The organism is Aquaspirillum serpens DSM 68, assembly GCF_000420525.1.
GTDB lineage: Bacteria > Pseudomonadota > Gammaproteobacteria > Burkholderiales > Aquaspirillaceae > Aquaspirillum > Aquaspirillum serpens.
This window is the reverse complement of the sequence record NZ_ATVC01000032.1, coordinates 1-23052: the sequence shown is the minus strand read 5'-3', so window position 1 is coordinate 23052 and position 23052 is coordinate 1. Positions and strand designations below refer to the sequence as shown.

The window sequence follows — 23052 nt, the reverse complement described above, 5'->3', positions numbered from 1 at the left end:
TCCAACTTCAGACTAAGCCGAGCGGCTTACAGATCGAGCAACAGGCGTGCTGGGTCTTCGATGGCTTCTTTGATGGCCACTAAAGACAACACCGCTTCGCGACCGTCGATGATGCGGTGGTCGTAAGATTGTGCCAAGTACATCATTGGACGCACTACAACTTGGCCATTTTCGACCATCGCACGTTCTTTGGTGGCGTGCATACCAAGGATGGCAGATTGTGGTGGGTTGATGATTGGGGTTGACATCATCGAACCAAAAGTCCCGCCATTCGAGATGGTGTAAGTGCCGCCTGTCAGTTCTTCAACCGTCAATTTCCCTTCTTGGGCACGCTTACCGAAGTCGGCAATCTGACGCTCGATATCGGCCAACGACAACAAATCAGCATTGCGGATCACTGGCACCACTAAACCACGTGGGCTGCCCACGGCCACACCCACATCAAAATAGCCGTGGTAAATGATATCGGTGCCGTCAACCGAGGCGTTCAACACTGGGTATTTTTTCAATGCAGCTACAGCCGCTTTGACAAAGAAGCCCATAAAGCCCAGCTTGATGCCGTGTTCTTTTTCGAACTTGTCTTTGTATTTGTTACGCAGATCCATCACCGGCTTCATGTTTACTTCATTGAAGGTGGTGAGGATGGCGTTGGTTTGTTGCGATTGCACCAGACGTTCGGCAACACGTTGACGCAGGCGGCTCATTGGCACGCGTTGTTCTGGGCGGTCGCCCAACAGGGTGGCCACGTTGACAGCTGGGGCAGCAATGGCGGGTGCGGCAGCTTTAGGTGCAGCAGCAGGTTTGTTCGCTGCGGCAACGACATCTTCTTTCAAGACACGACCATCGCGGCCAGAGCCTTGCAAACCAGCCAATTCAACGCCGGTTTCTGCGGCCAGTTTTTTGGCAGCTGGCATGGCCATCACTTGGTTGTGACCCGCTTGAGCCGAGGTATCAGCAGCAGCGGCAGTGGTGGTTGCGGCAGGTTGAGCAGCGGTTGCGGCCACAGGTGCAGCGGTGGCACCGGCTTGGGCTGCGGTGTCGATACGCGCAATCAACTGGCCGCTGGTCACAGTTGCACCATCATTTTGTACGATTTCAACCAAGACACCGGCTTGTGGTGCTGGCAATTCCAACACGACTTTGTCGGTTTCAAGGTCGATCAGGTTTTCATCACGATTGACGTATTCACCCGCTTTTTTGTGCCAGCTCATCAAGGTGGCTTCGGAAACGGATTCTGGCAACTGTGGGACAGTAACTTCGATCAGGCTCATTCGGTCTTCTCCAGACGGCGGGTATCACCGACCCGCCGATATGCTTCACAGGGTGAAATTATTTGTTTAAGGTCATGGCTTCGTTGAGCAGCTGTTTCAGCTGGGCAACGTGTTTCGACATATAACCGACTGCTGGCGAGGCCGAGGATGGACGACCGGCAAAACCCAGCGTTTGCTTAGGTTTGATTTGCGCTTCAAGACGATGGCGGATTTGGTACCACGCGCCTTGGTTCTTCGGCTCTTCTTGTACCCAAACGATTTCTTTGGCGTTCGGGTATTTCGCCAGCTCTTCACCCAACTGTTCGGTGGGGAAGGGATAGAGTTGTTCAACACGCAAGATGGCGATGTCGTTTTGCAATTCACGTTCTTTACGTGCATTGAGCAAATCGTAGTACACCTGACCCGCGCACAGCAGCACCCGTTTGATTTTCTTGCCGTCTGCCACGTCGTTATCGGCAATCACTGGCAAGAAGCTGCCGTGAGCGATATCGTCGAGCGAAGACATCGAATCTTTGTAGCGCAACAGACGCTTGGACAGCATCACCACCAATGGCTTGCGATATGGGCGCAATACTTGGCGACGCAGCAGGTGGAACATTTGGGCGGCTGTCGATGGCATCAGCACTTGAATGTTGTGCTCAGCACACAGCTGCAAATAACGCTCAACCCGTGCCGAGCTATGCTCTGGGCCTTGACCATCATAGCCGTGTGGCAGAATCATGGTCAGACCGCACAGACGGCCCCACTTGGTTTCACCGGACACAATAAATTGGTCGATAGCCACTTGGGCACCGTTGGCGAAGTCACCGAACTGCGCTTCCCAGATGACTAATTCGTTAGGCGAAGAACATGCGTAGCCATATTCGTAAGCCAACACCGCTTCTTCGTTCAAGATCGAGTCAATGACCAAGAAATCGGCTTGGGTATCGGACAGATGGCGCAATGGCACATAGCTGCCTTGATCCCAGCGTTCGCGGTTTTGATCGTGCAATACGGCATGGCGGTGAGCAAACGTACCACGGCCAGAATCTTCACCCGAAATACGCACCGGATGACCCGATTCAACCAACGAGGCGTAGGCTAAGGTTTCTGCCATCCCCCAGTCGATTGCTTGGGTGCCCGCTGCCATTTCGCGGCGAGCAGCCAAAATTTTTGCCACAGCGTTGTGCAGTTTGAAATCTGCTGGGACGGTGGTGAATTTTTCGGTCAGGCGTTGGATATCTGTCACTGGCAAGGCAGTGTTAACTGGGTGTGCCCAGTGGGTACCCAAGTAAGGTGTCCAATCTACGGCATGTTCGCGGCGATAGTTGGTCAACACAGTTTGTTCAACGTGTTCACCTTTGTCCAAAGCAGCGCGGTAGGCGGCAATCAGACCATCCGCTTCTTCTTGCGAAATCGCGCCTTCAGCGACTAAGCGCTCGACATACTTGGCACGCACACCGGGGTGTTTAGCGATTTTCTTGTACATCATCGGCTGCGTCAGCATTGGGTCATCACCTTCGTTGTGGCCCAATTTACGGAAGCAAACCATGTCGATGACGACATCTTTTCCGAATTCATTACGGAAATCTAACGCTGCCTGCATCACAAAGCACACGGCTTCGGGATCATCACCATTGACGTGGAAAATCGGTGCTTCAACCATTTTTGCGACATCGGTGCAATACAGCGTCGAACGCATATCGCGGGTGTCGGAAGTGGTAAAGCCCACTTGGTTGTTGACCACGAGGTGAATGGTACCGCCGGTGCCGTAACCACGGGTGCCGGACAGGTTGAATGTCCCTTGGTTCACACCTAAACCACCAAACGCCGCATCACCGTGAATCAACACGGGAATCACTTGTTTGCGTTCGAGGTCTTTACGACGTTCTTGACGGGCACGCACCGAACCTTCGACCACAGGGTTGACGATTTCTAAGTGCGAAGGGTTGAACGCGAGCGAGACATGGACTGGACCGCCGGGGGTTGGCAAGTCGGTGGAGAAGCCCATGTGGTATTTCACGTCGCCAGATGGCAATTCAACCGAAGGACGGCCTTCGAATTCGGCGAACAAATCGCGTGGTAATTTACCCAAAGTGTTAACCAACACATTGAGACGACCACGGTGGGCCATACCGATGATAATTTCTTGTACGCCTTTGCTGCCGCCATCTTGAATCAGACGGTCTAACGCAGCAATCATCGACTCGCCACCTTCGAGCGAGAACCGTTTTTGCCCCACATACTTGGTATGCAAATAGCGTTCTAGCGTTTCAGCGGCGGTGACTTGTTTTAATACACGTTTTTTGGTGTCGACATCATAGCGAGGGGTCGAGCGCAAACCTTCAAAGCGTTCTTGTACCCAGCGTTTTTGCTTCGAGTCGATGATGTGCATGTATTCAACGCCGATGCTGCCACAGTACGTCTGGCGCAGATGGGCGAGAATATCTGCCAAGGAACCTTTTTCTAAGCCGACTAACGAACCAGTGTTGAACTGTGCCGCCATATCAGCGTCAGATAAGCCGTGGTATGCAGGATCGAGTTCTGGTACGGGTGCCGTGTCCATCCGTTTGAGCGGATCGAGATTTGCCCAACGAGAACCCATGACGCGGTAGGCCGAGATCAGTTTCAGCACTGCCACTTGTTTTTGCATGGCGTCCCATTCGGCCACTTCGCTCTTGCGCGCAAAACCACGAGGTTGTTTGGCGAGTTGAACGAAGGATTCTTGAATAGGATGATGAGGGACGTCACGGTCGGCTGCACCGGGAGTTTGCTGCAGCTTATCGAAATAGTCACGCCATTCAGCTGTTACGCTGTTGGCATCCGCGAGGTACTGTTCGTACAGTTCCTCGATAAAGGGAGCATTCCCACCAAACAGGTGTGAATGGCTGTACAAGGTTTGCATCATGGTGTTATCGACCCTAATTACGGTAGTGCAGCGTTCGACCGCTTGGCAGCTGCCAGCGGCCTGTTGTTTTTGGTGTCGCTGCGATGGTTGGAGGCTGTGATGCAGCCTCCTTCATCACGCTATCGCTTATTTGCGATCGGCGAGAGCGACGTAGTCACGGCGTGGTGCGCCGGTGTAGAGCTGACGCGGACGGCCAATCTTCATGGTTGGGTCTGCAATCATTTCAGTCCAGTGGCTGATCCAGCCAACAGTACGAGCTAAGGCAAAAATTGGGGTGAACATCGAAACTGGGATACCAATTGCCGACAACACGATACCAGAGTAGAAGTCAACGTTTGGATACAGTTTGCGTTCGATGAAGTATTCGTCTTCCAACGCGATTTTTTCCAGCGCCATGGCCAGTTTGAACTTAGGATCGTTGTGCAAGCCCAGTTCGTTCAACACTTCATCGCAAGTGCGTTTCATGATGGCAGCACGTGGGTCCATGTTTTTGTAAACACGGTGACCAAAGCCCATCAGTTTATGCGTTTTGGCTTTCACGCCTTCCATAAAGGCTGGCACGTTTTCGACCGAGCCGATTTCGTCCAACATCTTCAACACGGCTTCGTTCGCGCCACCGTGCGATGGGCCCCACAAGCAAGCGATACCAGCAGCGATACACGCAAATGGGTTAGCACCAGACGAACCAGCCAGACGAACGGTAGAGGTCGAAGCGTTTTGTTCGTGGTCAGCGTGCAAAATGAAGATACGGTCGAGCGCACGAGCCAACACTTTGTTGACTTTGTATTCTTCGCATGGGGTCGAGAACATCATGTGTAAGAAGTTCTCGGCGTAAGTCAGATCGTTACGTGGGTAGCTGAAAGGCAAACCTTTGTTGTAACGGTAGGCTTGGGCAGCGATAGTTGGCACTTTAGCGATCAAGCGGTGTGCCGACACTTCGCGGTGGTGAGGATCGTTGATATCCAGCGAATCGTGATAGAACGCAGACAAAGCACCCACCACACCGACCATCACCGCCATGGGGTGTGCGTCGCGGCGGAAACCTTTGTATAGGTTTTGCAGCTGATCGTGAATCATGTTGTGGCGCATGATTTTGCGGTCGAATTCTGCTTTTTGTTCTGCGGTTGGCAATTCGCCGTTTAACAGCAAATAGCAGCTTTCCAAGAAATCGGATTCTTCTGCTAATTGCTCAATTGGGTAACCACGGTAGTAGAGCTGCCCCACATCACCATCAATAAAGGTAATCTTGGATTCGCACGAAGCGGTCGCCAAGAAACCAGGGTCGAAGGTGAACATGCCTGTCTTGGCAAAAGACCGGATGTCAACGACGTTTGGGCCCAGTGTGCCTTCCATGATTGGAAAATCTAAGTTCTGGCCGTCGTTATAGGTCAGCGTGACTTTGCGGTTGTTTTCCACAGCATTACTCCCAGTAGTTACATTTGACAGTGCCCCGTCCATGCGGGGCACCTTCCTAAACACGACGCAACATCGCCACAATTTCAGCGAGGTGCGGCGCGTCGACATCGCACTTCTCGTTTACCAGATCAAGCAGATCATTGTCGGGCCAATCTAATAACTCAACATAAGCTGCAAATTGGTCTGGTGTGAGTGCGTCATAGTGTTGGGCGAGAAATCGCGTAATCACAAGATCAAGCTCTAACAAACCCCGACGCGAACGCCAACGTTGTCGCTTTTTCTCAACTTCCGAGATTTCTGCCCGTGCCGAATCGCTCATACTGCGCGCCGTACCATGAGATCTTTGATCTTGCCGATGGCCTTAGTGGGGTTGAGCCCCTTAGGACATACATCGACACAGTTCATGATGGTGTGGCAGCGGAATAAACGATACGGATCGTCTAAGTTGTCCAGACGTTCGTTAGTTGCCAAGTCGCGAGTATCAGCAATAAAGCGATAGGCAGCCAACAAACCAGCTGGGCCGACGAATTTGTCTGGGTTCCACCAGAAAGACGGGCACGATGTCGAACAGCACGCACACAGAATGCACTCGTACAAACCATCCAACTCTTTACGGTCTTCTGGCGATTGCAAACGCTCGCGCTCGGGCGGCGGTGTGTCGTTTTGCACGTACGGTTTGATCGAGTGATACTGTTTAAAGAACTGGGTCATATCCACGATTAAATCGCGAATAATCGGCAAGCCAGGCAGAGGCCGCAGTTCGATAGGCTGTTTCAAATCTTTCAAATCGGTCAAGCAAGCTAAGCCGTTCTTACCGTTGATGTTCATCGCATCCGAGCCACAAACACCTTCGCGGCAGGAACGACGGAACGATAAAGTATCGTCTTTCACTTTTAACTTAACCAACGCATCGAGCAGCTTACGATCGGTTTCGTCAGCTTCGATAGCGATGTCTTGCATATAAGGCGCTGCATCCTTGTCAGGATTGTAGCGATAGATGCGGAATTGCAAGGTTGTTGTCGTCATGATCTTGTGCCCTTAGTAAGAACGGGTCTTGAGCGCGATAGTCTCAACCGTCAGTGGCTTCAAGTTGACTGGTTTGTACTCCAGACGGTTATCGTCACGATACCAGAGCGTATGCTTCAACCAGTTTTTGTCGTCGCGGCCGTTCGGTGTTTCTGCGGTATCAGGTGCGTCATCACGCACGTGAGCCCCACGCGATTCGGTCCGGTTGTTGGCCGAGATCATGGTAGCTTTGGCGACTTCGATCAGGTTTTCCAACTCTAAGGCTTCGACGCGAGCGGTGTTCCAGACTTTGGATTTGTCGTGGATGAAGGTTTTCTTCACCATCTCTTCCACTTCCAAAATCTTGGTTACACCTTGTTGCAGCATGTCTTTGAAGCGGAACACACCACAATGTGCCTGCATCGTGCGCTGCATGGCGCTGCGAGCCGCATCCACTTCGACACCGCTAGTTTGGTTGTCGAAACGAGCAACACGAGCCAAAGCACGATCCACATCAGCAGTCGCCAATTCTGGCAACGACTTAGGTTGTGATTTGATGTAGTCAATCATGGTGTTACCAGAAGACTTACCAAACACTAACAAGTCGAGCAGCGAGTTGGTACCCAGACGGTTAGCACCATGCACCGAAGCACATGCACATTCACCAGCGGCATAGAACCCTTCCACCACCTTGTCTTCCACCACGACTTCACCTTTGTAGTTAGTCGGGATACCGCCCATTTGATAGTGGCAGGTTGGCACAACAGGAATCGGTGCTTTGATGGGGTCCACACCCGCAAACTTGATCGAAATTTCGCGAATGCCAGGCAACTTAGACATAATCACATTCGGGTCTAAGTGGGTGATGTCCAACAACACATGGTCTTTTGCTGGGCCACAGCCACGGCCTTCATTGATTTCTGTCACCATCGCACGCGACACCACGTCACGCGAGGCGAGGTCTTTTGCGTTCGGTGCATAACGTTCCATGAAACGTTCACCTTGCGCGTTACGCAAGATACCACCTTCACCACGCACACCTTCGGTAATCAGCACACCTGCGCCGGCAACACCTGTTGGGTGGAATTGCCAGAATTCCATGTCTTCTAATGGAATCCCTGCACGAGCCGCCATCCCCAAACCATCACCCGTGTTAATAAAGGCGTTGGTTGAAGAAGAGTAGATACGGCCAGCGCCGCCAGTGGCGAATAAAGTCGCTTTGGCTTGGAAAACGTAGATTTCCGAGGTTTCCATTTCCATGGCTACCACGCCTTGCACGCGACCTTCGCTGTCACGCACCAGATCTAATGCCATCCATTCGACAAAGAAATGGGTGTTTGCGCGCACGTTGCGTTGGTATAAGGCATGTAACATCGCATGGCCAGTCCGGTCGGCAGCAGCACAGGCGCGACGCACTGGCTTTTCACCGAAGTTGGACATGTGGCCACCGAATGGACGCTGGTAAATCGTGCCGTCTTCGTTACGGTCGAATGGCATCCCAAAGTGTTCCAGCTCCACCACGACGTTAGGTGCTTCACGGCACATAAACTCAATCGCGTCTTGGTCGCCCAGCCAGTCCGACCCCTTAACGGTGTCATACATGTGCCAGTGCCAGTGGTCAGCCTCGGAATTACCCAAGGAAGCTGACACCCCACCTTGGGCTGCCACGGTGTGGGAGCGAGTTGGGAACACTTTGGATAAAACGGCAGTCTTCAAACCTGCTTCGGACAATTGCAGGGCGGCGCGCATACCGGCTCCACCCGCCCCAACGATCACGGCGTCAAAATGACGGACAGGTACACTCATTACAGCCCCCAAACAACTTTGATCGAATAAATCAGACAGCCCACCAACCAAACGATGGTGAACAGATGTAAGGCTAAACGTAAACCCACAGGTTTGATGTAATCCATCCACACATCACGAATACCCACCCACACATGCAACAACAGGGCGATGATGGTGGTTTGGGTCAACACTTGCACCCAAGTGGTTTTGAAGAAAGCCTGCCAGCCTTCGTACGTCCCTGGCATAGTCAACAAAAACAACACCAAGCCGAAGGTATAAATGGCCATCACCACGGCGGTAGCACGTTGCATGATCCAATCGCGCAGACCGTAGCGTGCACCTACAACAATACGATTTACCACAGCATACCTCCGATAATGACGGTCAAGGCAAGGCTGACGATGATGACAGTGCGAGCGGTGGAGCGAGCGGTTTGCAGCTCAAGACCTTTGTGGAAGTCCAAAGCCAAAAAGCGCAGGCCGGCACAGAAGTGATGCATGTAAGCCCACAACAGACCCAACAGGATCAGCTTCACCAGAGGGTGAGCGATGACTGTACGGTAGGTTTCGAAGGCTTCAGCAGAACTTAAGGAACCGCCGAGAAGATAAATAATGAAAGGGAGGGTGAAAAAGAGTCCGACACCCGAGATCCGGTGCAAAATCGACACGATGCCAGGCAACGGCAAGCGGATTTTTCCCAGATCAAGGTGTTTGGGGCGTTTCTTCTGCATGGCTTGCATGGAGGTTTCCTTGTGAAACTACACACCTGAACGGTTGACAATACTCCGGGTTACCCCGGAACCGCATCCGGCCGCGGCGGCGCTCGTCGCGACCTGCTTTCCGAACCCCAGCAGATGACTGCTTAGTGATCGAAGGGCCGGATTCTAGCAAAAAACCCGTTTGTCCTCGGGTTTGTTTACCTGTTTTGTCGGCGCGGGGTGTCCGCACGGCCATGACAAAACAAGAAACGCATCACACACTAGGCCGGTAAGCCCAGCGTGTACAGCGACACAGACGATACCGCCATTCTACGGCTTCGCCTGACCAGCTTTCAGCGATTCTGATGATGGCCAGCATTGGAGCCGAGCCATCTTCGGGACGTAAAAGTTGTAAATCTTCTCGTCCCGGTATGACTGCCCGCAGTAACGAAGTACGAAAACGCACTCGCATCGCGTGCTGTCGTTCTAACAATTGATACAGGCTGCCGTCATGTTGTCGCAGTTGTCTGGCGTCAATCCCCGGATAGGGCTCGACTGGACAATATGCGTCATCCATCGCAATCGGGACGCCTTCGAGTCGCCACAGCTTGCGAATCCGATAGACCGGTGCACCGCGCCGTAGGCCGAGGCCCTCGGCAATCTCATCTGCTGCATTGACCTTAGAACAACCAATCAGTTCACCAATAGGTTGTTCTGCTTGTTCGGTAAACCCCAACGGACTCACGATATCCGCCCCGCCCCACTCACTGAGGCTAGGCGCGACAAAAGTACCTCGTCCTTGTTGTCGGTATAACCAACCATCCCTCACCAAATCAGTCAGGGCTTTTCTTACTGTCCCTTGGCTGACCCCAAGCGCGTCAGCTAAATCCCATTCGCTTGGCAAAGCTTCGTGAGGTTGCCATTCACCTTGCGCAATTCGACTCGCTAAATGCTGGTGAATTTGCGCATACAGCGGCTGGTAATCTGGTTTCGGAAGTTGCGTCTGTTGTGACATGGCGCTTTTTAGCATTATTTTAGCATTAAATACCCTTCACCGTCCAGATAGGTCTTATATAAGACACAAGATAATTCGCATTTGTTGCGGAAATTTCCACAGTTTGCCCGCACACAAAACCCAGTATCAGTGCTAAACTGCGGCTCGATACCGGACAGAGAGCATGACGCATCTTAGCTCAGGTCAGCGCCCACTCTCCCACCCAACTCAATTGGGTTCACACAGGGAGAGAAATGTCCGCGATTGCTTATATTTCAGAAAACTGATGTTGCAATTCATCTCGTTTTTTTTGAGATGAAGCGCGCAGTAACACTCTCTGCTCAAAAAAACGGGCGAGAGAAGATGTCAAACCCTAAGACGCACTGCAATGGAGAAATGCCTCATGAAAGCACCCGTTCGTGTTGCCGTAACCGGCGCTGCCGGCCAAATCGGTTACAGCCTGTTGTTCCGTATCGCTTCTGGCGAAATGTTGGGTAAAGATCAGCCTGTTATCCTGCAATTGCTCGACTTGCCTCAAGCTCAAAACGCCGTCAAAGGCGTGATGATGGAGCTGGAAGACTGCGCCTTCCCGTTGCTGGCCGGTATGGTTGCAACCGACGATCCGAATGTGGCATTCAAAGATGCCGACGTTTGCTTGTTAGTGGGTGCCCGTCCTCGCTCCAAAGGGATGGAACGTGCCGACTTGCTGGAAGCCAACGGCGCAATCTTTACTGTTCAAGGTAAAGCGATTGCTGAAAACGCAAAAGAAGACGTCAAAGTATTGGTGGTGGGTAACCCATGCAACACCAACGCTTACATTGCTCGCGCTGCTGCGATCAAAGTGGGCCGCACCAACCCAGCAAACTACCACGGTATGTTGCGTTTAGACCACAACCGTGCTTTGTCGCAGTTGGCTGCCAAAACTGGCCGTGAAGTATCCAGCCTGAAACAACTGGTAGTGTGGGGTAACCACAGCCCAACGATGTACGCTGACTACCGCTTCTGCACCTCGAACGGCGACAACGTGAAAGCACTGGTGAACGACGCCGTGTGGAACAACGATGTGTTCCTGCCAACCGTTGGTAAGCGTGGTGCTGCGATTATCGAAGCGCGTGGCTTGTCTTCTGCTGCTTCTGCTGCCAACGCTGCCATCGACCACATCCGCGACTGGGTGTTAGGTTCGGATGAGTGGGTCACCATGGGTGTACCTGCACCAGCAGATAACAGCTACGGCATCCCAGAAGGTATCGTGTTTGGCTTCCCATGCAAGTGTGCAAACGGTGCTTACGAAATCATCGAAGGTTTGGAAATCGACGAATACAGCCGTGAAAAAATCAACATCACGCTGAAAGAGTTGACTGACGAAGCCGAAGCAGTGAAACACATGCTGTAATCATTCGCCAGAATGCAAAAACCCCGACTCGTCAGTCGGGGTTTTTTATTTGCTGCAACAGCGAAGCGCGCTGTTGAGAGCCGGCTGTGATTAGGCAGCCATGGCCTTGATAGCAGCAGACAAGCGGCTCTTATGGCGAGCAGCTTTGTTCTTGTGGAAGATGCCTTTGTCGGCGATGCTGTCGATCACGCAGGTCGAAGCTTGGAAAGCGGTTTGTGCTGCGGCTTTGTCACCGGCTGCGATAGCTTTTAACACTTTTTTGACTGCGGTACGGAACTGCGAGCGTTGACCAGCGTTAATTTGGCGAGCGGCTTCGGCTTGACGGGCACGCTTGCGTGCTTGTGCGCTGTTTGCCATGTTGGGATTCTCCTAGGAAGAAAGCAGATATCTGTTAAACAGTCAATTCTAGCTGGCACAGGGTCTTTTTGCAAGAACAGGGGCTTAGGTCTTACCATCTTGGTTTTCTTTTTTGGCCGATATGCGATGAATCTGCTTAAAGCCTTGTTTACCGTCAGCAGTATGACGTTAGTGTCTCGGGTCTTGGGTTTTGTCCGTGATGCGATTATTGCCCGCAGCTTTGGTGCGGGGTTATATACCGATGCTTTTTTTGTGGCTTTTAAGTTGCCCAATTTACTGCGGCGGGTGTTTGCAGAAGGGGCTTTTTCACAGGCCTTTGTGCCGGTACTGGCCGAATACCGCGAACACAAAAACGCCCAAGACACTCGACAATTCCTCTCTCATATCAGTGGCTTACTCACATTAGCCTTACTTGCGGTGACCTTACTCGGGATTGTGATTGCACCGTGGATTATTTGGGTTTCAGCCCCCGGTTTCAGTGATCGTCCAGAAAAGTTTGCTCTGACCGTTGATTTACTGCGGCTTACCTTTCCCTATATTTTGTTTATTTCTTTGGCCTCGTTAGCCGGCAGCGTGTTGAACACTTGGCGGCAATTCTCAATTCCTGCTTTTACACCGACCTTACTCAATATCAGTTTTATTGGTTGTGTGTTGTTTTTAGCCCCTTATTTAGAACAGCCTGTGTTTGCCCTAGCGTGGGCGGTGTTAATTGGCGGCATCGCACAATTGGCCTTTCAACTCCCTGCCTTAGCAAAAATCGGCATGTTGCCGTGGCCGCGTCTCGATTGGCGTGATGCAGCAGTGCGACGAGTGGTGAAACAAATGGGGCCGGCGATTTTTGGTGTCTCAATCAGTCAGATTTCTTTGGTGATCAACACCATTTTTGCCTCATTTTTGGTGTCTGGCAGTGTGTCTTGGATGTATTACGCCGACCGTTTGATGGAATTACCCACCGGCGTGTTGGGTGTTGCCTTGGGTACGATCTTGTTGCCCTCGTTATCAAAACATGCGGCAAATGCTTCGGCAGAATCGTTCTCTGCTTTGTTAGATTGGGGGCTGCGTTTGTCGTTGTTGTTGGCTTTACCCTCGGCAGTCGGCTTGGCGGTATTGGCCAAACCATTGATTGCCACCTTGTTTATGTACGGCCAATTTTCAACGCATGATGCTGATATGACAGCGTGGGCGCTGATGGCGTATGCCGTCGGTTTGGTTGGGCTGATTTCGGTCAAAGTGTTGGCGCCAGGGTTTTATGCTCAAAAAGATATTAAAACCCCAGTACGTATTGGCATCATCACCTTAGCCGCCACCCAGTTGCTCAATCTATTGCTGATTATGCCTATGCAACATGCGGGTTTGGCATTGGCAATCAGCCTTGGCGCGTGTCTCAATGCGTTATTGCTCCTGCGGCAATTGTTAAAGCGGAATATGTATCGACCACAGCAAGGTTGGTTGGGGTTTACCGTAAAAATCGGTAGTGCGTTGGCAGTGATGGCGGCGGTGTTGCTAGGCTTGCAGGCAGTGTTACCTTTTGATTGGCAAGCGGCGGCATGGCAACGCGCTGTAGGCTTGGCTTTATTGATTATTGCCGGCGGCACCAGTTATTTCATGGTCTTATTTGCTCTCGGTTTCCGCCCTCGGCAGTTTATGCGGCGCGAACACTAAATCGAAGCGAAAAAATCACTGTTTTGCCACAGAAAACACCGCAATTTTTATCCCACGGCACGGCACTGGCGCGTACAATCGCCGCGCTATGGCCGTACCGCCTGTGGTACGAGCCTTAACACTGCAAGATAGACGTCATCTTGGCGCGACATACTGCTTGCCTTGTCCCTTGTTTTTTACCGTGCAACCCCGTTGGTTGCCCTTAAGTCAGGTTAAAACGCCATGCGCTTTCAGTTTCCCATCATCATCATTGACGAAGATTTTCGCTCGGAGAACACCTCTGGCCTCGGTATTCGCGCCCTCACTAAAGCGATTGAAGACGAAGGTATGGAAGTCTTAGGCGTCACCAGTTATGGTGATGTGTCTTCGTTTGCACAACAGCAATCGCGGGCTTCAGCTTTTATTTTGTCGATTGATGATGAAGAGTTTTTGTCGCCCGAGGCCTCACAAATTGCGATTAGCAGTTTGCGTACATTCGTCGAAGAAATTCGTTTTAAAAATGCCGATATTCCGATTTTTCTGCATGGTGAAACCCGTACCAGCAGCCACATCCCTAATGATGTGTTGCGTGAGTTACACGGCTTTATTCACATGTTTGAAGACACGCCAGAATTTATCGCCCGTTATGTGGTGCGTGAAGCCAAAGCCTATTTAGACACCTTAGCACCACCGTTTTTCCGTGCGCTGACCCACTATGCGCAAGATGGTTCTTACTCTTGGCACTGCCCCGGTCATTCCGGTGGGGTGGCGTTTTTGAAATCCCCTGTCGGTCAGATGTTCCACCAATTTTTTGGTGAAAATATGCTGCGTGCTGATGTGTGTAATGCGGTGGATGAATTGGGGCAATTGCTCGACCACACCGGCCCTGTCGCAGCGTCCGAACGCAATGCCGCACGAATTTTCAACGCCGATCATTTGTTCTTCGTTACCAACGGGACCTCGACTTCCAACAAAATTGTTTGGCACTCGACAGTCGCCCCAGGTGATATCGTGGTGGTGGATCGCAACTGCCACAAATCGATTTTGCACGCGATTATGATGACCGGCGCCATCCCTGTGTTTTTGACCCCGACTCGCAACCACTACGGGATTATCGGCCCGATTCCAAAATCGGAATTTAGCCCCGAGACGATTCGCCGCAAAATCGAAGCCAACCCTTTTATCCTCGATAAACAAGCCAAACCACGCATCTTGACCATTACCCAAAGCACCTACGATGGTGTGCTCTACAACGTGGAAATGATTAAAGAGATGCTCGATGGCGAGATTGACACGCTGCATTTTGATGAAGCGTGGCTGCCACATGCCGCTTTCCATGATTTTTATGGTGATTACCACGCCATTGGCGAGGAACGTCCTCGTTGCCGTGAATCGATGGTATTTTCCACCCAATCCACCCACAAGCTGTTAGCTGGTCTGTCTCAAGCCTCACAAATTTTGGTACAAGATGCACAAAATACCGCGCTTGACCGCGATTTGTTCAATGAAGCGTATTTGATGCACACCTCAACCTCGCCACAATACGCAATTATTGCCTCGTGCGATGTGGCGGCTGCGATGATGGAAGCCCCCGGTGGCCCAGCGTTGGTGGAAGAATCGATTGCCGAAGCACTGAATTTCCGCCGTGCGATGCGCAAGGTGGATGCCGAGTTAGGTGAGTCGTGGTGGTTTAAAGTGTGGGGCCCAGCGGATTTATCAGAAGAAGGGCTGGAAGAGCGCGATGCATGGATGTTGAATGCCGGTGAGCGTTGGCATGGCTTTGGTGAGTTGGCCGAGGGCTTTAATATGCTCGACCCAATCAAGGCCACCATCATCACCCCTGGTTTAGATGTGGATGGTGAGTTTGCCGAACGCGGCATTCCGGCGGCGATTGTGACCAAATATCTGTCTGAACACGGCATTATTGTTGAGAAAACCGGTCTGTATAGCTTCTTTATCATGTTCACCATCGGCATTACCAAAGGTCGTTGGAACACCATGGTCACTGAGTTACAACAGTTCAAAGATGACTATGATCGTAACCTGCCGTTATGGCGCGTGATGCCAGAGTTTGTGGCGAAACACCCTCGCTATGAGCGCGTTGGTCTGCGTGATTTGTGCCAACAAATCCATGCTGTGTACCGTGAAAAAGACGTGGCACGCCTGACCACAGAAATGTATCTGTCGGACATGGTGCCAGCGATGCGCCCAACCGATGCCTTTGCCAAGATGGCGCACCGCGAGATTGATCGGGTGCCGCTGGATGAGTTAGAAGGCCGTGTAACAGCCATTCTGTTAACGCCTTATCCTCCAGGGATTCCGTTGTTGATTCCTGGGGAACGCTTTAACCGTACGATTGTCGATTACCTGAAATTTGCCCGTGAATTTAACGAGCATTTCCCTGGTTTCGAAACCGATATTCACGGTTTGGTAAAAACCGAGGTTGACGGCGTGTTTGGCTATTACGTCGATTGCGTCCGCGATTAAATCCGTTCATGATACAACATGAAGCAGCGCGGTGATCTACCGCGCTGTTTTTGTTTGATGATGAGATGAGGTAACACCATGGCGCGACCCGAAGCATCGCCCTTAGGCAAAAACACCGACTATATTGAGCACTATGCACCTGAATTATTGTTTCCCATTCCACGCCAAGATAAACGCGATGAACTATTGATTGACGGCCAAGCCTTGCCTTTTTTTGGCACCGATTTTTGGACAGGGTATGAGGTCTCATGGCTGAATGCGAAAGGAAAACCACAAATCGCCATCGTGCGCTTTGCCATTCCTGCCGATTCGCCTTATTTGATCGAGTCAAAGTCATTCAAACTCTATCTCAATAGCTATAACCAAACCAAATTGCCCGATGTGGCAACCCTGCAAGCACAATTGGCGTTGGATCTTGGTAATGCCTGCGGTAAGCCAGTGCACGTCGAGGTATTTTCTCCACAGCAATTTTCTCAATTGACGCTGGCTGAGTTGGATGGTGAAAGCTTGGATGAACAGGATATCGAGGTAACAAACTATCACCCACAACCGGAAAAATTACGCGTTGGGGCTGAAAGCGTTGTGACGGAAACCCTGTCATCACAGTTGCTGAAATCAAATTGTTTGGTCACTGGACAGCCGGATTGGGGCAGTGTGCAAATTCACTATCATGGCCGACAAATCGACCGTGAAAGCCTGTTGCGTTATCTGATTGGTTTTCGCCAACACAATGAATTTCACGAACAGTGTGTGGAAAGAATTTTTATCGACATCTGGCGTACCTGTGCGCCCATACGGTTAACTGTCTACGCCCGTTATACCCGCCGAGGCGGGCTAGATATTAACCCGTTGCGCAGCACCGACCCGACATTTATCCCTAGCCTTGCCCGCACAGCGCGGCAATAATATTGCTCTTTTTATTTGCTAAAGGGGTGGAAGATGGCAATCAGCGTATTTGATTTATTCAAGATCGGCATTGGCCCTTCCAGTTCACACACGGTAGGCCCGATGCGGGCAGCCAAACAATTTATCCACCGCCTGCAGCGTGAGCAGCAATTAAGCGCGGTCGCACAAGTTAAGGTTGAGTTGTTTGGCTCGTTAGGCGCCACCGGCAAGGGACACGGCAGTGATACGGCGGTGATGTTGGGCTTGCTGGGGGAAAATCCGGACACCACCGACCCCGACTTAGCCCCACAACGCATTGCCGAGATTCGCCAACAGCAACAATTACGGTTAGCAGGCACACAGGTGATTCGTTTTGTCGAAAGCGAACACTTACAGCTGCATAAACGGAAAAGCCTGCCTTTTCACCCCAATGGGATGCAGTTTTTCGCCTACGACAGCAGCGGCGAATGCCTTGCTCAACGCACTTTTTATTCGGTTGGCGGGGGGTTTATCGTCGATGAAGCCGCCGTTGCCGATGGCTTTACCCCACCCACCGCCGAAGTGTTGCCCTACCCATTTCGCACAGGGCAGGAATTGTTGGCACTCTGTCAGCAACACCAGATGAGCATGAGCCAAATCATGTGGGAAAACGAAAAAATCTGGCGTTCAGAAGAGGAAATTCGGCAACAACTACTCGCCATCTGGCAAGTGATGCAAGGTTGTGTCAAACGTGGCTGCGAACGTGAGGGTATTTTGCCGGGGGGAATGAAAGTCAAACGCCGAGCTGCAGATCTCTACCGCCAATTACTAGCCCGTCCTGAAGCTGCCTTAACCGATCCGCTAACAGTCCTCGATTGGGTGAATTTGTATGCTTTGGCAGTCAATGAAGAAAATGCTGCTGGTGGGCGTGTGGTAACAGCACCAACCAATGGCGCGGCAGGGATTATCCCTGCGGTATTGCATTACTACAGCCGTTTTGTGCCACAAGCTAATGCCGAGGGCGTGATTCGTTTCTTATTGACTGCGGCGGCGGTGGGCATTTTGTTCAAGCTTAATGCATCGATCTCAGGTGCAGAAGTGGGCTGTCAGGGCGAAGTGGGGTCAGCCTGTTCGATGGCGGCGGCTGGGCTCACGGAAGTATTGGGCGGCACACCGGCACAAGTCGAAAATGCAGCAGAAATTGCGATGGAGCATAACTTGGGCTTGACCTGTGATCCTGTCGGCGGTTTGGTTCAGGTGCCGTGTATCGAACGCAATGCGATGGCCTCAATTAAGGCAATTAACGCGGCGCGGATGGCGTTGCGTGGCGATGGCGAACACTTTGTCTCACTCGATCGCGTGATTAAAACCATGCGCGATACGGGGCGAGATATGAGCAGCAAGTATAAGGAAACCGCACGCGGTGGTTTGGCGGTCAATGTGGTGACAGTACCGGTCAATATCGTTGAGTGTTGAGTTTGGCTATCTCAATGATTGCAAAATTCAATCACTGCGTTTGCTTGTATTGCCTGTGCTTGCCATCAGTTGTAGAGATGAATTTTTGGTCCTGAAAGGGGACAGTTATGGCTGTTATCGAACTGACTGCTGCTGATTTCGAGCAAGCGATCCAACCAGATAAAACGGTAATTATTGATTTTTGGGCACCGTGGTGTGGCCCTTGCCGCAGTTTTGCTCCCACTTTTGCAGCGGCAGCAGAAAAACACCCTGACATTGTGTTTGCCAAGGTCAATACCGAACAGGAAGAAGCGCTGGCAGCCGCGTTTAATATTCGCTCCATCCCAACGCTGATGGTATTCCGCGAACAAGTGATGTTGTATAACCAAGCCGGCGCTTTACCAGCAGCATCGTTGGAACAACTGATTACACAAATTCGTGCGATTGATATGGCAGAAGTTCATAAAGAAATTGCAGAGAACCAAGCCAAAGACAATTAATCCTGCACTATTTTCCACTAAAGGGGTCGTAATCGACCCCTTTTTTATTCTGCGTTTTTACCGGTTTAAGACAAGAATATTTCTTAAATTTATTGTTTGCCTTAATTTTTTGTAAAAATTTTGATTTTTTAGCTAAAATGAGTAGTTTTCTTGTTTCATAAAGTGTTCCTCTATGCAACAACCTGCTTTTTTACGCCATGCCTCGATTGCCACTAAGCTCAGTTTGGTGGCTTTTATCTTCCTCACGATTGGCTCGTTGGTCGCGGGCTTTTACATCAACCGCGCTGGCAGCACGTTGCTTGACCAAGCGACAGTCGAACGGCTCTCCATTCAAAACCAGCAAATTGTGGATATGGTGGAATCGGTGGCACAAGTCCAAAACCAAACCGCCGATCAAATGGCTGAATTATTGCGTGATCGCTATGACGATGATTTTAGATTAGACACCACCCAACGTATTGCTGTTGGCACTGAAACAGCACCCGCTTTATGGTCAGGTCATCAGTTAGTCAATAATGATTTTTCAACCGTGGATAGCTTTACCAATACATTGGATGGCGCAGTCGTAGCCACGATTTTTGTCCGCGATGGTGATGATTTTGTTCGAATCACTACTTCTTTGAAAAAAGAAGATGGCCTCCGTGCCATTGGTACCAAACTCGATCGACAACACCCCGCCTACGCCACCTTGATGAAAGGCGAACCATTTTGGGGACCGGCATTGTTGTTTGGCCGCGATTACATTACCCACTATCATCCACTGTTAGATGAACAGAAGCAGGTCATTGGTGCTTTATTTGTTGGTTTGGAATTTACGCAAAGTCTGGCCGACTTAAAAAAACGGATTGAATCAGTGAAAGTTGGTGATACTGGCTATGCCTTCGCGATCAATGCCCGCCCTGGTGATAAATATGGCGTAGCGATTATTCACCCAACACAACAAAATAAAAGTCTGTTAGAGGTGAAAGACAGCCGTGGTTTCCCGCTGGTGCAAGCGATGTTGGAGCGCAAACAAGGGGTATTAACCTATGGCTGGGCCGATAAAGAAGGTGAGCGAGAGAAAATTGCCGCCTTCGCCATTGCCCCTACATGGAATTGGTTAATTGGCACCTCTTCTTACCAAGATGAATTCCATCAACTGAGTTTGCAGCTGACGCTGCGCGTGTTTCTGGTAACGGGTATTTTGACCTTGATTGTTGGCGCGCTGATTTTCTGGTTAGCCAAACAAATGGTGCGTCAACCCTTGGCACGCGCCAATCAAATTGCCGCCGCGATTGCCCAAGGTCAATTTGAAAATCGCATCGACATTCAATCACACGATGAAACCGGTGAACTCTTAGCCGCCCTCGATCAAATGCAAAGCGCGCTGCGCTATGCCCAACAACGCCGGCGAGAGATGTTACATACCGCGTCTGCTGTGGCTGAGACGGTGCAGAGCAGCAGCGAAGCCTTAGAAGTCGCCACCCAACAGTTAATCGCCGCCAGCAGTCAAGTGGCGATGGCAACAGAACGTCAGGCTGCCAGCCTAGAAGAAATTTCAGCTAGCGCCAACGAAATGAGCCAAGGCGTGGCGCAGAATGCTGAACGCACCCAACAAGCGGCCAGCATCAGCCGTGAAGCAGAACAATTGGCCTCTCACAGTGGTTTACAGATGTCGGCTTTAGTGGATGAGATTGCCGCCTTAGCCAGCAGCTCGGATCGTATTCGTGCCATTGTTGGGGTGATGGATGGCATTGCTGAACAAACCAATTTGTTGGCCTTGAATGCCGCCATTGAAGCGGCGCGGGCGGGTGAAGCCGGACGCGGATTTGCTGTGGTGGCGGATGAGGTGCGCGCCTTGGCCCAACGCTCGGTTGATGCAGCTCATCAAATTGACGCCTTGATTACCGAATCGACCGCTAAAATGGCTGATTCAAAACAACGCGCCGCACAAGTTGGCGTGGCATTACAACAAGTGGTCACGGTCGTAGAACAGGTACACGGTTTGATGGGGGAAATTGCCCGAGCCAACGCCACTCACGCCGATGGTTTTATTAACTTAAATGCTGCGTTGCGTGAAATTGACGCCACGACACAACATAATGCCGCTGTGGCAGAAGAAACCCTCGCGGCAACCAAATCGCTTGATGATCAAACGATAAATTTGGTAAAAACAGCGTCAAAGTTGCAATTCTCAGAAGATTAAATACCAACCAATGGCATAAGTTAAGCCACTGTTTTAATAAAGATAGTGGCTTAACTCGTCATAAAATTCCGTTTTGTCATTGCGATAAAATTTTCATTTTATCATTCATATTTTGACACAATCCTGTCACATCTCCCCCGTAGGCTTGGCGCGGTTTTCTTACTTCCACCGCGCTAAATCCTACCGGCTATGGTGTCTGGAGCTGTGTCTCTAATGAAAATTTCCACCCGTTTATATGCACTTGCAGCATCAGCCACCCTCGCTCTTTTGGCAGTGATGGGCGGCAATGCGTGGCAGTTGCAACAACTCGAAGCGCGATTTGCCAGTTATGAAACACGGCAAGATGCGATCTTTCGCCTAACGACAGTCAAAGCGAATGCACTCTCAGTAGCGCGAGCTGATCCGATTTTGGAAGAAACCGATAAAGTGCTGCGCCAAACCGATGAGCTAATTCAGGCTGAATTGTTGGCGTTGCGTGATGATCTCGAACCAAGCGAACATCAGCGTTTGGATGAACAAATCAATCAAAATTGGAAGAACTACCTTAAGCAATTTCAAAGTGCAGTCAAAATTGCCGCTACCGCGCCTGAAGACGCGATTGCCATTCCTGAGCAAATCTACCGCATTTATATGGCACCAATGGTCAGTGAAATTGATGGTTTGATTGCGATTGAACAAAAACGGGCAGTGGCGGCGCGTGAACAAGCAAAGCAGCGCATCAACAACCTTTTTTTAGGAATTTTGATTCCACTGGCTTTATCGGCGGTGTTGATTGTGGGCAGTCAAATTTGGGTCAGCCAATCGTTAGCTCGCCGCTTGAAACACATGAGCGCGGTTTGTGGTTTATTGGCGACAGGTGATTTACGCCAGCGCTTGCCGGTGGGTAACAACGATGAAATTGGTGAAGTGGCACAGGCTTTTAATCATTTTATTCACACCTTAGTCGATCTGTTGCTCGATGGCCGACAACATGCAGCAGAGTTGGACGAAGGTGCGCGCCAACTGGCAGCGATGAGTCAGCGCGTGCGTGAACATACGCGAGAACATTCGGAGGCAGTGACGGCGGTAGCGAATGAAATTGAAGAAGTGGGCGAGCTGGTTCACCACATGGCGCTGAGCGCAGCAGAGTCAGCAACAGCAGCCACCGAGGCCGAACGACGCGCCCATGAAGCAGGGATTACCGGCAAAAAAGCAGCGGCAGATTTGGCCGATTCGGGGCATGTGGTGCGCGATGCGGTAGCAAGAATGAACCTGTTAGCCAATCGCATTCAAGAGATTGAACGAATTAGCATCAGCATCCAAGATATCGCGGCCCAAACCAATTTATTGGCCTTAAATGCGGCGATTGAAGCAGCTCGCGCAGGGGAACAAGGGCGGGGGTTTGCGGTAGTCGCGGATGAAGTACGCAAATTGGCCGAACGTACGGCGGCTTCTACTGCAGACATTTCACGCTTGGCTGAGCATGTCAAAACAGAAATCAGTGCGGCTCAAGAAGCGGTAGGCGCAGCAGCCGAGGCCAGTGTGCGTGGTGTTGAGGATGGACAGATTATTGTCAGTGAGTTAGATGGCATTGGTCAGGAGGTAGTAGCGTTGGCGGAAGCGTTCCGCAAACTCGCCGAAGAAGCCGAAGAACAAGCGCGTACCAGTCATATTATGTCTGATCGCCTCGAAGCGTTAGCCGAAGGCGCCGATCATACGGTGTCGGTGGTTTCGGCATCACATCAGCAAGTCGAGGCACTCTCCCATGCAGCAGAAACCCGCTTATTGGTGGTAAACCGCTTCCAACTCGAGGCTTGACATCCTCCCCGCCCTAAAGAGCGGGGATTCCTACGGCGCTTTGGGCTAACTCAGCCTAAAGTCGCTTCGGTGGGTTCCTGCTGCTGGCGGCATGACTGCACCACTCACTTCACAGGCGAACTGGGTATGTCCTACCCTTTTTGTGATTTATGCGGCAGCTAAGATAGCTTGGCCGCGTTTTAGAACATTGATCGCACCGACAACATCGGCGTGGTTTTCATAGCCACATTGCACACAAGCAAATTTCGCCTGAGTTTGGCGGTTATTTGCTGATACATGACCGCAGCTTGGGCAAGTGCGGCTGGTGTTTTGTGG

Annotated in this window: 19 protein-coding genes; 8 read left to right on the top strand and 11 right to left on the bottom strand. The window is 51.2% G+C overall.

Going from position 1 to position 23052, the window contains the following annotated elements:
* Positions 1–26 precede the first annotated feature (26 nt).
* The 9 genes from odhB to G465_RS0107620 form a co-directional block, all read right to left on the bottom strand.
* Complete coding sequence (gene odhB, locus G465_RS0107660; protein ID WP_022653902.1) at positions 27–1271, bottom strand: 2-oxoglutarate dehydrogenase complex dihydrolipoyllysine-residue succinyltransferase; 1245 nt, start codon at positions 1269–1271, stop codon at positions 27–29.
* A gap of 58 nt (positions 1272–1329) precedes the next feature.
* Positions 1330–4158, bottom strand: a complete 2829-nt coding sequence (locus tag G465_RS0107655) for a 2-oxoglutarate dehydrogenase E1 component (protein WP_027405288.1) — start codon at positions 4156–4158, stop codon at positions 1330–1332.
* Positions 4159–4284: 126 nt separating this feature from the next.
* On the bottom strand, positions 4285–5574 hold the full coding sequence (gene gltA, locus G465_RS0107650; RefSeq protein ID WP_027405287.1) for a citrate synthase: 1290 nt from the start codon (positions 5572–5574) through the stop codon (positions 4285–4287).
* Between the two features lie 55 nt (positions 5575–5629).
* A complete protein-coding gene (locus G465_RS0107645; protein ID WP_022653899.1) occupies positions 5630–5893 on the bottom strand; it encodes an FAD assembly factor SdhE in 264 nt (87 codons plus the stop codon).
* Positions 5890–6600: a succinate dehydrogenase iron-sulfur subunit gene (locus G465_RS0107640; RefSeq protein ID WP_022653898.1), complete on the bottom strand. Its 711-nt coding sequence runs from the start codon at positions 6598–6600 to the stop codon at positions 5890–5892. Before G465_RS0107640 ends, G465_RS0107645 begins: the two co-directional genes overlap by 4 nt.
* A gap of 12 nt (positions 6601–6612) precedes the next feature.
* Positions 6613–8385, bottom strand: a complete 1773-nt coding sequence (gene sdhA, locus G465_RS0107635; protein ID WP_022653897.1) for a succinate dehydrogenase flavoprotein subunit — start codon at positions 8383–8385, stop codon at positions 6613–6615.
* Entirely contained in the window at positions 8385–8729 is a 345-nt protein-coding gene (gene sdhD / locus G465_RS0107630) for a succinate dehydrogenase, hydrophobic membrane anchor protein (protein ID WP_022653896.1), read from the bottom strand. Before sdhD ends, sdhA begins: the two co-directional genes overlap by 1 nt.
* Positions 8723–9097, bottom strand: a complete 375-nt coding sequence (gene sdhC / locus G465_RS0107625) for a succinate dehydrogenase, cytochrome b556 subunit (protein ID WP_027405286.1) — start codon at positions 9095–9097, stop codon at positions 8723–8725. Before sdhC ends, sdhD begins: the two co-directional genes overlap by 7 nt.
* Before the next feature lie 241 nt (positions 9098–9338).
* Positions 9339–10079, bottom strand: a complete 741-nt coding sequence (locus tag G465_RS0107620) for a GntR family transcriptional regulator (RefSeq protein WP_022653894.1) — start codon at positions 10077–10079, stop codon at positions 9339–9341.
* 382 nt (positions 10080–10461) lie between these two features.
* Here G465_RS0107620 and G465_RS0107615 point away from each other — a divergent pair, with 382 nt between their 5' ends.
* A complete protein-coding gene (locus G465_RS0107615; RefSeq protein ID WP_027405284.1) occupies positions 10462–11451 on the top strand; it encodes a malate dehydrogenase in 990 nt (329 codons plus the stop codon).
* Between the two features lie 90 nt (positions 11452–11541).
* Here the strand turns inward: G465_RS0107615 and rpsT are convergent, their stop codons facing one another.
* A complete protein-coding gene (gene rpsT, locus G465_RS0107610) occupies positions 11542–11808 on the bottom strand; it encodes a 30S ribosomal protein S20 (protein WP_022653892.1) in 267 nt (88 codons plus the stop codon).
* Positions 11809–11934: 126 nt separating this feature from the next.
* Here rpsT and murJ point away from each other — a divergent pair, with 126 nt between their 5' ends.
* The 7 genes from murJ to G465_RS0107575 all read left to right on the top strand — a co-directional run bounded on the left by murJ (position 11935) and on the right by G465_RS0107575 (position 22737).
* Positions 11935–13470, top strand: a complete 1536-nt coding sequence (gene murJ / locus G465_RS0107605) for a murein biosynthesis integral membrane protein MurJ (RefSeq protein WP_022653891.1) — start codon at positions 11935–11937, stop codon at positions 13468–13470.
* Between the two features lie 222 nt (positions 13471–13692).
* Positions 13693–15936, top strand: coding sequence for an arginine/lysine/ornithine decarboxylase (locus G465_RS0107600; protein ID WP_022653890.1), 2244 nt, complete (start codon positions 13693–13695; stop codon positions 15934–15936).
* A 78-nt stretch (positions 15937–16014) separates the two neighbouring features.
* Complete coding sequence (queF, locus tag G465_RS0107595) at positions 16015–16842, top strand: NADPH-dependent 7-cyano-7-deazaguanine reductase QueF (RefSeq protein WP_022653889.1); 828 nt, start codon at positions 16015–16017, stop codon at positions 16840–16842.
* A 33-nt stretch (positions 16843–16875) separates the two neighbouring features.
* Positions 16876–18276: an L-serine ammonia-lyase gene (locus G465_RS0107590; protein ID WP_022653888.1), complete on the top strand. Its 1401-nt coding sequence runs from the start codon at positions 16876–16878 to the stop codon at positions 18274–18276.
* 107 nt (positions 18277–18383) lie between these two features.
* Positions 18384–18755 (top strand): thioredoxin, encoded by a 372-nt coding sequence (trxA, locus tag G465_RS0107585; RefSeq protein WP_022653887.1) that lies wholly within the window; start codon positions 18384–18386, stop codon positions 18753–18755.
* Positions 18756–18927: 172 nt separating this feature from the next.
* Complete coding sequence (locus G465_RS13965; protein ID WP_022653886.1) at positions 18928–20940, top strand: methyl-accepting chemotaxis protein; 2013 nt, start codon at positions 18928–18930, stop codon at positions 20938–20940.
* A 213-nt stretch (positions 20941–21153) separates the two neighbouring features.
* Positions 21154–22737, top strand: a complete 1584-nt coding sequence (locus G465_RS0107575; RefSeq protein ID WP_022653885.1) for a methyl-accepting chemotaxis protein — start codon at positions 21154–21156, stop codon at positions 22735–22737.
* A 147-nt stretch (positions 22738–22884) separates the two neighbouring features.
* Here G465_RS0107575 and G465_RS15430 read toward each other — a convergent pair.
* A partial coding sequence (locus tag G465_RS15430; RefSeq protein ID WP_155846514.1) for a zinc ribbon domain-containing protein occupies positions 22885–23052 on the bottom strand: 168 nt, incomplete at its 5' end.

Coding starts and splice junctions, on each gene's coding strand:
- G465_RS0107575 (WP_022653885.1), top strand. CDS start 21,154: ATGAAAATTTCCACCCGTTTATATGCACTTGCAGCATCAGCCACCCTC.
- G465_RS0107615 (WP_027405284.1), top strand. CDS start 10,462: ATGAAAGCACCCGTTCGTGTTGCCGTAACCGGCGCTGCCGGCCAAATC.
- G465_RS0107620 (WP_022653894.1), bottom strand. CDS start 10,079: ATGTCACAACAGACGCAACTTCCGAAACCAGATTACCAGCCGCTGTAT.
- trxA (WP_022653887.1), top strand. CDS start 18,384: ATGGCTGTTATCGAACTGACTGCTGCTGATTTCGAGCAAGCGATCCAA.
- murJ (WP_022653891.1), top strand. CDS start 11,935: ATGAATCTGCTTAAAGCCTTGTTTACCGTCAGCAGTATGACGTTAGTG.
- G465_RS0107645 (WP_022653899.1), bottom strand. CDS start 5,893: ATGAGCGATTCGGCACGGGCAGAAATCTCGGAAGTTGAGAAAAAGCGA.
- queF (WP_022653889.1), top strand. CDS start 16,015: ATGGCGCGACCCGAAGCATCGCCCTTAGGCAAAAACACCGACTATATT.
- odhB (WP_022653902.1), bottom strand. CDS start 1,271: ATGAGCCTGATCGAAGTTACTGTCCCACAGTTGCCAGAATCCGTTTCC.
- G465_RS0107655 (WP_027405288.1), bottom strand. CDS start 4,158: ATGATGCAAACCTTGTACAGCCATTCACACCTGTTTGGTGGGAATGCT.
- sdhA (WP_022653897.1), bottom strand. CDS start 8,385: ATGAGTGTACCTGTCCGTCATTTTGACGCCGTGATCGTTGGGGCGGGT.
- G465_RS0107590 (WP_022653888.1), top strand. CDS start 16,876: ATGGCAATCAGCGTATTTGATTTATTCAAGATCGGCATTGGCCCTTCC.
- sdhC (WP_027405286.1), bottom strand. CDS start 9,097: ATGCAGAAGAAACGCCCCAAACACCTTGATCTGGGAAAAATCCGCTTG.
- G465_RS0107600 (WP_022653890.1), top strand. CDS start 13,693: ATGCGCTTTCAGTTTCCCATCATCATCATTGACGAAGATTTTCGCTCG.
- G465_RS13965 (WP_022653886.1), top strand. CDS start 18,928: ATGCAACAACCTGCTTTTTTACGCCATGCCTCGATTGCCACTAAGCTC.
- rpsT (WP_022653892.1), bottom strand. CDS start 11,808: ATGGCAAACAGCGCACAAGCACGCAAGCGTGCCCGTCAAGCCGAAGCC.
- G465_RS0107640 (WP_022653898.1), bottom strand. CDS start 6,600: ATGACGACAACAACCTTGCAATTCCGCATCTATCGCTACAATCCTGAC.